Consider the following 8,492-nt stretch of genomic DNA (forward strand, 5'->3'; position numbering starts at 1 on the left):
GGCAACGGTCCCGTCGTTGAGTGCGCGACAATCGGCAAGGTTGTTGATCTTGGCATAACCGATCCGTTTAATATGGGCGCGGCAATGGCCCCGGCGGCGGTGGATACGATCCAGACGCATTTTGAAGATACGGGTCGTTCGCCAGGTGATTACGATTTGATCGTAACCGGAGATTTGGCCGGGGTCGGTCATCCCATCGCCAAGGAGCTGCTGATGCAGGACGGTGTTCCCATGGACCATACGGTATTCGGAGATTGCGGTCTAATGGTATACGATGTCCAAAAACAGAAGGTGCAAGCGGGAGGGAGCGGCTGCGGCTGCTCGGCTGTAGTGACTTACGGTCATCTGTTGAAACGTATTGCCAAGGGGGAGCTTAAACGTATACTCGTCGTTGCGACGGGAGCGCTGCTGTCTCCGCTTTCCTTCCAGCAGGGCGAGAGCATTCCCGGAATCGCCCATGCGGTAGCGATCGCTGCTGCCGGAAAGGAGGCGCAGGCATGATATTTCTCTGGGCTTTTCTGGTCGGGGGGGCCATATGCGTGCTCGGACAGTTAATGTTCGATGTGCTTAAGCTGACTCCCGCCCATACGATGGCGACTTTGGTCGTTATCGGCGCCATCGTGGACGGCTTTGATTTGTACGAGCCGTTGGTCAAATTCGCCGGTGCCGGCGCGTCGGTGCCCATTACGAGCTTTGGTAACGCGCTCGTGCACGGGGCGTTGACCGAGCTGCATAATCAGGGCTGGATCGGCGTCATTTCCGGCATATTCAAGGTTACAAGCGCAGGCATTTCGGCTGCGATCATATTTTCGTTCCTCGCGGCGCTCGTCATTCGGCCGAAGGGATGAATTCACCTTGGAGAATCCTGTAGGATTCTCCAATTTTTTTTGGATGACTGCGATTTGTGCGGGTTGAGCTAGTACTGTAAAATAGTATTATTGGCGCACATTTTAAACCCACATTAGTGCGAGTTATAAAATTTTGGTTAATATAACTTTATTTTCCGGGAGGTCATTTCATCGTGGATATTCGTACCGACGACATGCAATTATGCTCATCGATTCTGGCTAATCTCAACTCTTGCATCCTGGGAAAAAAAGAAGAAATTGAAAGATTGCTAGTCGCCGTGCTGGCAGGCGGCCACGTGTTGCTGGAGGACGTGCCCGGCACCGGCAAAACTCAGCTGGTGAAGGCGCTGGCCAAATCAATCGGCGGCCAATTCCGCCGCATTCAGTGCAATCCCGACCTTTTGCCTACCGATATTACGGGCGTTTCTATCTATCATCCCAAGCAGGAGACGTTTATGTTCCGTCCCGGCCCAGTGATGACCAACATATTGCTGGCCGATGAAATCAATCGAGCCACCACGAAGACACAATCCGCGCTTCTGGAGGCGATGGAGGAGGGGCATGTCACTGTAGACGGCGATACGTACGAGCTGCCGCAGCCTTTTGTTCTGCTCGCGACACAAAATCCCATAGAGTTCGAAGGGACGTACACGCTTCCGGAAGCGCAACTGGATCGATTTATGATGAAGCTGTCGCTGGGATACCCGAGCGAAGAAGACGAGCAAGGCATGATTGCCGGCAATCGCGCGATTCAGCCTTCGAGCATGATCCAATCGGTGCTTCAAGCAAGCGACGTTGCGCATATTCAGCAGCAAGTGCTGCAGGTGCATGTGGATGATGCCGTCGGCAAATATTTGGTCGGCCTTATTCGCGGCACGCGCGAGCATCCGCAAGTGGTGCTCGGGGCGAGCCCTCGCGCGACGATCGCGCTGGCTAGGGCCGCCAAGGCGGCTGCTTATCTTAACGGACGCAAATATGTAACCCCGGACGATATAAAAGCGCTTGCGCCATACGTGCTATCGCATCGCCTGCTGCTGCGCACGGAGGCTCGCATGAACGGACTAAAGGCGGAGAACGTCGTTGATCAAGTGCTTCAGTCGACCAAAGTGCCTGTCCGGCTTGAGAGATAACGTATGAACGAGAAGAAGAAGCAGCGCTTCCGCAAGTCGTTCATCGCGGCCGTCTACGTCAGCAGCTTGTTCTACTTCTTGTTCCAGGGGGGCAAGACGTCCCTTATGCTCTTCATTATTCTCAATTTGCTGCTGTTGTATTTGCTGCTGGGACGCTACAGCGGCATTGCCAAGGTAAAGGGCAGCAGAATGCATGTTCTCCAAGGCTCGGGCTCGCAGCCGGATACATTAACAGCGGGGAGCTCGCTCGACGTGAACGTTGAGGTTCGTATTCCGGGCTACTATCCGCTTCCTTATGTCATTGTTCGCGACGGATTTGTCCGGCACGACGGAAGGGTATTTCAATTCGAAACGTCGTTTGTGCCGAACTGGAAGCGGACGGGCTCCATCAGCTACCGAACGCCTCCGCTTCCCAGGGGAGAATATCGCTTCGCGGAGACGGAATGTCTCGCTTACGACGTATTCGGCCTATTCGAGCATTCCGGCAGCTTTGCGACGGAATCGGCCTTCAGCGTGCTCCCGCAGACTGTTCCGCTTCGCCAATGGAGCGGATTTCAACGGGGAATTCGCGGACCGTATTCCCACGCGGCCGCGTCTCGTTCGGCGAAGGAGACCACGCAAATTAACGGCGTTCGCGAGTATCACTACGGCGATCGTTTGTCACGCGTGCATTGGAACGCCACGGCCAAAACGGGGGAATGGAAGTCCAAAGCGTTTGAGCGAGAATCGCTTCCCCGAACGCTGCTTATTCTAGACCGGCATGCGGATTCCTATGGGGACTCTCAAGACCGCTTTGAGCTGGCCGTCTCCGTAACGGCATCGTTCATCGAGCACGGCCTAAAGGATGATACGGCGATGGGTCTTCTCTCCGCAGGCTCGAAAGTCACGATGCTTCCCCCGCGCTCCGGCGTGGAGCAGCGGAGCCTGGCCATGAAGCATTTGACCAGCGTGAGCCCGGATGCACCCTATCGGATCTATGATTCCCTCACGCGTTCGGAATATATGATTGAGCCCGGCTGCTTCGTACTGCTTGTTACGGCCGATATCGGCAGCGGCATGATACGAAGCATGGAATGGCTGTCCCGCAAAGGCGTGACGCCTTGTCTCATTCATATTGGCGATCCGGACGACAAGCTGAGCGGCAATATCGCCTGGAAAGGGCTTATTCGCAGCAGAGGTTGGCAGTTGTACGAAGTAAAGCATCTTCAGGATCTGCCTTCCGCCTTGGAAGGGAGCGTGACCGCATGAAGAAGGTATTATCCTGGGTCGGCGCTTATATGGCTGCCGGCTGGTATGAACGATTCGTTTCCTTATTCGTAGGTGTCATTCTGATGGCTTGCGTTGCGGTATTCGACGGATACTGGTGGCCCGAAAGCTACACGATCGCATATGCGACGCTTGTAGCGGCTATTATAGTGGACGCGCTTCTGCCGCAGAAGCTCAGATGGGTTCGCTGGACTTTCCAATTGATTGCCGCCATCTGGGTGACTTACCGCTTTGCGCGCAAGGAATGGTATATTGCTGCGCCGGCGGACAGCAGCGAATGGGGCTGGTGGATGGAGCAGCAGCTTGCTCAGCTCCATCCGTTTATATGGATTAGCTTGGCGTTGCTTGGCTTGCATATGCTGTTCGCGGCCTGGGCTACTACGCGGACGCGCTTGTTCGGCATCGTTGGCGCCGCTCTGCTGGTCTTGACTATAGCAGATTCCTTTACGCCAATATGGTTGTGGGACGATGTGGCAATCGTCGTATTTACGGGCCTCTTATGGCTGGTCATCCATCATCTGAGGAAGCTCCAATTGACGCATCCCGATAGCTGGAGGACGTTGTTCGAATATCCTGTCGGCCTAATAACGCCGACTTTTATCGTACTCGCGCTGCTAGTCTTGATCGGCGTGAATGTGCCGTCTACCGCACCTTTGCTGCAGGATCCTTACACCCTCTGGAAAAATGCCAGGGGCGAGCAGGTCCGCGTGTTCCTGGGAGACAAGGCCGTGCCGGCGAACAATACGCCTCAAAGTACAGCGAATGCCAGCTCCGGCTACAGCCGGGAAGATGGCTCGCTCGGCGGCGGCTTCGACTATGACTACTCGCCGATGATGACCGTTTCCACCTCCCAGCGGAGCTATTGGCGCGGGGAGTCCAAAGCCATCTACACGGGCACCGGATGGGTAGATGCGGACAATCGGACGATCGATACTACCGCAAGGGTGAACCAGGAGCAAGCTCTGCTAGCCGCAGAGGACCGTTCGCTTGCGGAGACGGTGGAAGTGAGCCAGATAATCTCGATGATCAGGGAAGATACTTATCCCGTTCTGTTCGGAGCGGCTCCCGTATCCAGCGTGAATTGGATCAACGAGGAAAGCGGGAACTTCTCTCCTAATCTCATGAGATGGAAGCCGTATGAGTGGGAGCTGCGATGGGGCGATCCCGATTCGTATCCCAAGTCTTATTCGCTTACGTCAACCATTACGCTGCTGGATGAAGAAGGGCTTAAGGAAGCGGATGCGTCCTTCTCCGAGCAAAATCTGCAGCAGGTTTATACGAGCCTGCCGGCATCGTTGCCGCAACGGGTTCGAGACCTTGCGGTTCAAATATCCGCAGGCGGCGCAAACGACTACGAGAAAGCTCGTCTGATCGAGGATTATTTGCGCAGCAACTTTGTCTATAATAACAAACCTGACTTGTCCAAGTTATCCGGAACAAGCGAAGACTTCGTCGATCAGTTTCTTTTTGAGCTGATGGAAGGGTATTGCGACTACTTCTCTTCGGCGATGGCTGTGCTTGCCCGGAGTCTCGACATGCCGGCTCGTTGGGTAAAAGGATTTGCGCCGGGCGTGTTGCCTGCCGATCTTTACGGTCCGGGAGAAATGCTGGACGGCGAAGACTTCAACCCATCAGGCGCGGGGATGTACACCGTTCGCAACTCGGATGCCCACTCTTGGGTAGAGATTTACTTTGAGGGTTATGGCTGGATCTCGTTTGAGGCTACCGCGGGCTTCTCTTTCCCTTATATGGTAGCGGAAGGTGAAGAAACGCCACTGCCTACAGTAGCGCCTTCTGTTGATGAGCCGGTTGTCAATGCCGAGCTTCCAACAGAATCGAAGGGGACTGCTGTATGGATGATCGTTGTAGTATCCGCTCTTGTTGCCGGAGCTGCTCTGTGGCTCGTGCTGCGTCGCCGCGATATTCCGGTCTTGTGGAACAAGCTGGTAGGCCGGGACTACTCGTCGAACGAACTGATTGTCGTCGAGACGAACAGGCTGCTGCGCCAGTGTCATAAGCGAGGCATGCGCCGCGAGGAACATGAGACGCTGCGGGAAGCGATTCTGAGATGGTCGAAACAGCAGAAGAGGCTTACGGATGACTTCCGTTATGTGCTTGACAGCTTCGAGCATGCCAAGTACGGTCAAGCTGCCGTCTCACGCGAAGAGGCCGAGCGGTTTGCAGGCAAAATCCGTTATTTGATCGGTGAATTGAAATAACCTTGAAATTATTCCTACTATAATAATATATACCGCTTGCCGGTACGCCGGCGGCGGCTTTTTTTGCAACAAATTCGGATTGTATGGTATAGTTTCGTAAGATAGCAGGCAGAAAGAGAGAGGGATCACAGAATGTTCGAAAGGCTTCTTCCGAATATGAGGGTGGGTTCGGTATACGAGATCGATCTAGATGTTCTCGCCGCCCAAGGGGTCCGGGGAATCATCACGGATCTGGACAATACGCTGGTCGGCGCCAAGGAACCGCTGGCAACCCCTGAACTTGTACTTTGGCTGGACAAGGTTCGGGATGCGGGGTTCAGTGTCGTTATCGTGTCCAATAATAATGAAACAAGAGTTGGCAGCTTCGCGGCTCCGCTCCAAATTCCGTTCGTTCACGCAGCTCGAAAGCCGACCCAAGGGGCATTTCGCAAAGCTCTTGCGATGCTGGGACTTAAAGCGAATGAAACCGTCATGATCGGCGATCAAATGATGACGGATGTTCTTGGCGGCAATCGAATGGGATTATATACGATTCTGGTCGCGCCGATTTCCCCGGCGGATGAGGGCTTTATGACGCTGTTCAACCGCCGGATCGAACGAATTGCATTGGCCAGACTGCGCAAGCGCGGATTGTGGTACGAGGAGGAAACGAAGTGAAAGACCAGCAACTAAGAGAACAGACGCCTTCCTGCGCGGGATGCGGCGTAACGCTGCAAACGGAAAACGCCGAGAAGCCGGGATTCCTGCCGGAGACTTCGCTGCAGCGCGATCCCGTCATCTGTCAACGATGTTTCCGCATCAAACATTATAACGAGGCGTCTTCGGTTGCTCTTGATCAGGACGACTTCTTGCGGCTCCTCGGCAGCATCGGGACGACGAACAGCCTTGTTGTTCACATCGTCGATTTATACGATTTCGAGGGCAGTCTGATCTCGGGCCTGCAACGGTTCGTCGGCAATAACCCGGTGCTGCTCGTCGTCAACAAGATTGACTTGCTGCCGAAGGGGATGAACGTGAACCGGATTCGCAATTGGGTGCAGCGCGCAGCCAAGGCGCAAGGCCTTCGCACGGTGGACGTCATTATGTGCAGCGCGAAGCGGAACAAGGGCTTCGAACATGTCATCGAAGCGCTTGAGCAGCATCGAGGCGACCGCGACATCTATGTGGTCGGAGCGACTAACGTCGGCAAATCGACGCTGATTAACCGTCTCATCCGCGATTACAGCAATATGGAGCGGGAATTGACTACTTCCCGTTACCCAGGCACGACGCTGGATGCGGTATACATACCGCTGGATGACGGCAAGTCGATCATCGATACGCCGGGAATCGTTTACTCCAGCCGGATGACGGAGGTCGTGCCGCGCAGCTTCCTGGGCTCGCTGCTGCCGGACAAGCCGATCAAACCGCTGGTGTACCAGCTGAACGAGCAGCAGACGCTGTTTATCGGCAGTCTTGCCAGATTCGACTTTGTCGAGGGCGAACGCCAGTCGTTCACGCTTTACATCTCGAACGCGCTGCATGTGCATCGCACGAAGCTGGAGCGGGCGGACGAGCTGTACGAGGAGCACAAGGGTGAGTTGCTGGGCGCTCCTTCGCGTGATGAGTTGGCTTCGATTCCGGAGTGGACGCGGCATTCCTTGCGCGTTAAGCCAGGCGAGAAGCAGGATGTCTTTATCGCGGGTCTGGGCTGGATTCAGGTCAATGGCCTCCGCGGGGCGTTGATTGACGTTTATGCGCCGAAAGGCGTCAAGGTTCTTCTTCGCGATTCGATGATTTGATCCGTCCTGAGTGGACTTTCGTACTAGTGGTTAGAAAGTAGGGGAGCGGTTGTGACTGAGCACATTAAACGGGGGACCATAGACAGCCATACGGTATTGTATGGCGTCATCGGCGATCCCATCCGGCATTCCAAGTCGCCGATTATGCTAAATCGGGCATTTCGCGAAAGCGGCATTAACGGCGTATATACGGCGTTCCATATTACCTCGGAGTCGCTGCCGGCATTCATAGCCGGCGTGCGGGCGATGGGGATTCGCGGCGTTAACGTGACGATTCCGCACAAGCTGCAAGTGATGGAGCTGATCGACGAGATCGATCCGGGAGCTAGGGCGATTGGTGCCGTTAATACGATCGTCAATGATAACGGCAAGCTGATCGGTTACAATACCGACGGCATCGGCTATGTAAGATCTTTGAAGGAAGAAGCGGAGCCGAACCTTGCCGGCAAGCGGATCGTCGTGATCGGCGCAGGCGGCGCCTCGCGGGGCATCGTGTACGCGTTGCTTCAAGAAAAGCCGGAGTCCGTCGCAATCGCCAACCGGACGGTAGAGCGCGCGGAAGAACTCGCGGAATCGCTGGGCGGCGCTTCGGCGGGTGTTCACGCTATCTCCAATGATGAGCTGCAGCGCTGGTGCGGCGATGCGGATATCGTCATTAACACGACTTCGGTCGGCATGTATCCGAACGTAGGTCAATCGCCGATCGAAGCGGGGTGGATGAAGCCCGGCGCGGTCGCAAGCGATCTCATCTATAATCCGCTTCGGACGGAGTTCCTGCTGCAAGCGGAAGCGGGCGGCTGCAGGACGCATGGCGGGCTCGGCATGTTCATCTATCAAGGAGCATACGCGTTCGAATATTGGACGGGAAAGGTTGCGCCTGTTGCGGCTATGCGCGAGACGGTGCTGGAGGCGCTCCAAGCAGGGCAATAAGATAATAAGCAATCTAGGCGTTTAACGTGGCAAGCGGTGGCGCTGCCGCGTATTCGTATACGAAAGAAGGAACGGTATTCTATGTTAACAGGCAAACAAAAAAGACATCTGCGCTCTTTGGCGCATCATCTTCAGCCGATCTTTCAGGTCGGCAAGGGCGGCACGAACGATCATCTTGTCCGCCATATTTCCGAAGCGATCGAGACACGCGAGCTGATCAAAGTGTCCGTCCTTAACAATTGTATGGACGATCCTCGCGAGATCGGGGCGGAAGTAGCCGCGGCAGCCGGCGCCGAGCTGGTGCAGGTTATAGGCAAG

The 8,492-nt window shown here is 55.2% G+C and carries 8 protein-coding genes and 1 pseudogene; all 9 read left to right on the plus strand.

Features of this window, described 5'->3' with window-relative positions; genetic code table 11:
* Positions 1-501 (plus strand): annotated as a pseudogene (locus PAT3040_RS38315) (stage V sporulation protein AD); the annotation flags it as partial.
* A complete protein-coding gene (spoVAE, locus tag PAT3040_RS02745; protein ID WP_087571044.1) occupies positions 498-848 on the plus strand; it encodes a stage V sporulation protein AE in 351 nt (116 codons plus the stop codon). The pseudogene PAT3040_RS38315 and the gene spoVAE, both read left to right, overlap by 4 nt.
* A gap of 194 nt (positions 849-1,042) precedes the next feature.
* On the plus strand, positions 1,043-1,978 hold the full coding sequence (locus PAT3040_RS02750) for an AAA family ATPase (protein WP_087571083.1): 936 nt from the start codon (positions 1,043-1,045) through the stop codon (positions 1,976-1,978).
* Between the two features lie 3 nt (positions 1,979-1,981).
* Positions 1,982-3,226 (plus strand): DUF58 domain-containing protein, encoded by a 1,245-nt coding sequence (locus PAT3040_RS02755; protein ID WP_108991454.1) that lies wholly within the window; start codon positions 1,982-1,984, stop codon positions 3,224-3,226.
* Positions 3,223-5,463: a DUF4129 domain-containing transglutaminase family protein gene (locus PAT3040_RS02760; protein WP_108991455.1), complete on the plus strand. Its 2,241-nt coding sequence runs from the start codon at positions 3,223-3,225 to the stop codon at positions 5,461-5,463. Before PAT3040_RS02755 ends, PAT3040_RS02760 begins: the two co-directional genes overlap by 4 nt.
* Before the next feature lie 132 nt (positions 5,464-5,595).
* Positions 5,596-6,120 carry a YqeG family HAD IIIA-type phosphatase gene (locus tag PAT3040_RS02765; RefSeq protein WP_087571047.1) on the plus strand — a complete coding sequence of 175 codons (525 nt, stop codon included), beginning with the start codon at positions 5,596-5,598 and terminating at the stop codon, positions 6,118-6,120.
* A complete protein-coding gene (gene yqeH / locus PAT3040_RS02770) occupies positions 6,117-7,244 on the plus strand; it encodes a ribosome biogenesis GTPase YqeH (protein ID WP_108991456.1) in 1,128 nt (375 codons plus the stop codon). The genes PAT3040_RS02765 and yqeH overlap by 4 nt, the downstream gene beginning before the upstream one ends.
* A gap of 51 nt (positions 7,245-7,295) precedes the next feature.
* Positions 7,296-8,174 (plus strand): shikimate dehydrogenase, encoded by an 879-nt coding sequence (aroE, locus tag PAT3040_RS02775; RefSeq protein WP_246608604.1) that lies wholly within the window; start codon positions 7,296-7,298, stop codon positions 8,172-8,174.
* A gap of 81 nt (positions 8,175-8,255) precedes the next feature.
* Positions 8,256-8,492 (plus strand): ribosome assembly RNA-binding protein YhbY (gene yhbY / locus PAT3040_RS02780; RefSeq protein WP_258234798.1); only part of this gene is annotated, 237 nt, incomplete at its 3' end.

Source organism: Paenibacillus agaridevorans (genome assembly GCF_003112455.1).
GTDB classification, from domain to species: domain Bacteria; phylum Bacillota; class Bacilli; order Paenibacillales; family Paenibacillaceae; genus Pristimantibacillus; species Pristimantibacillus agaridevorans.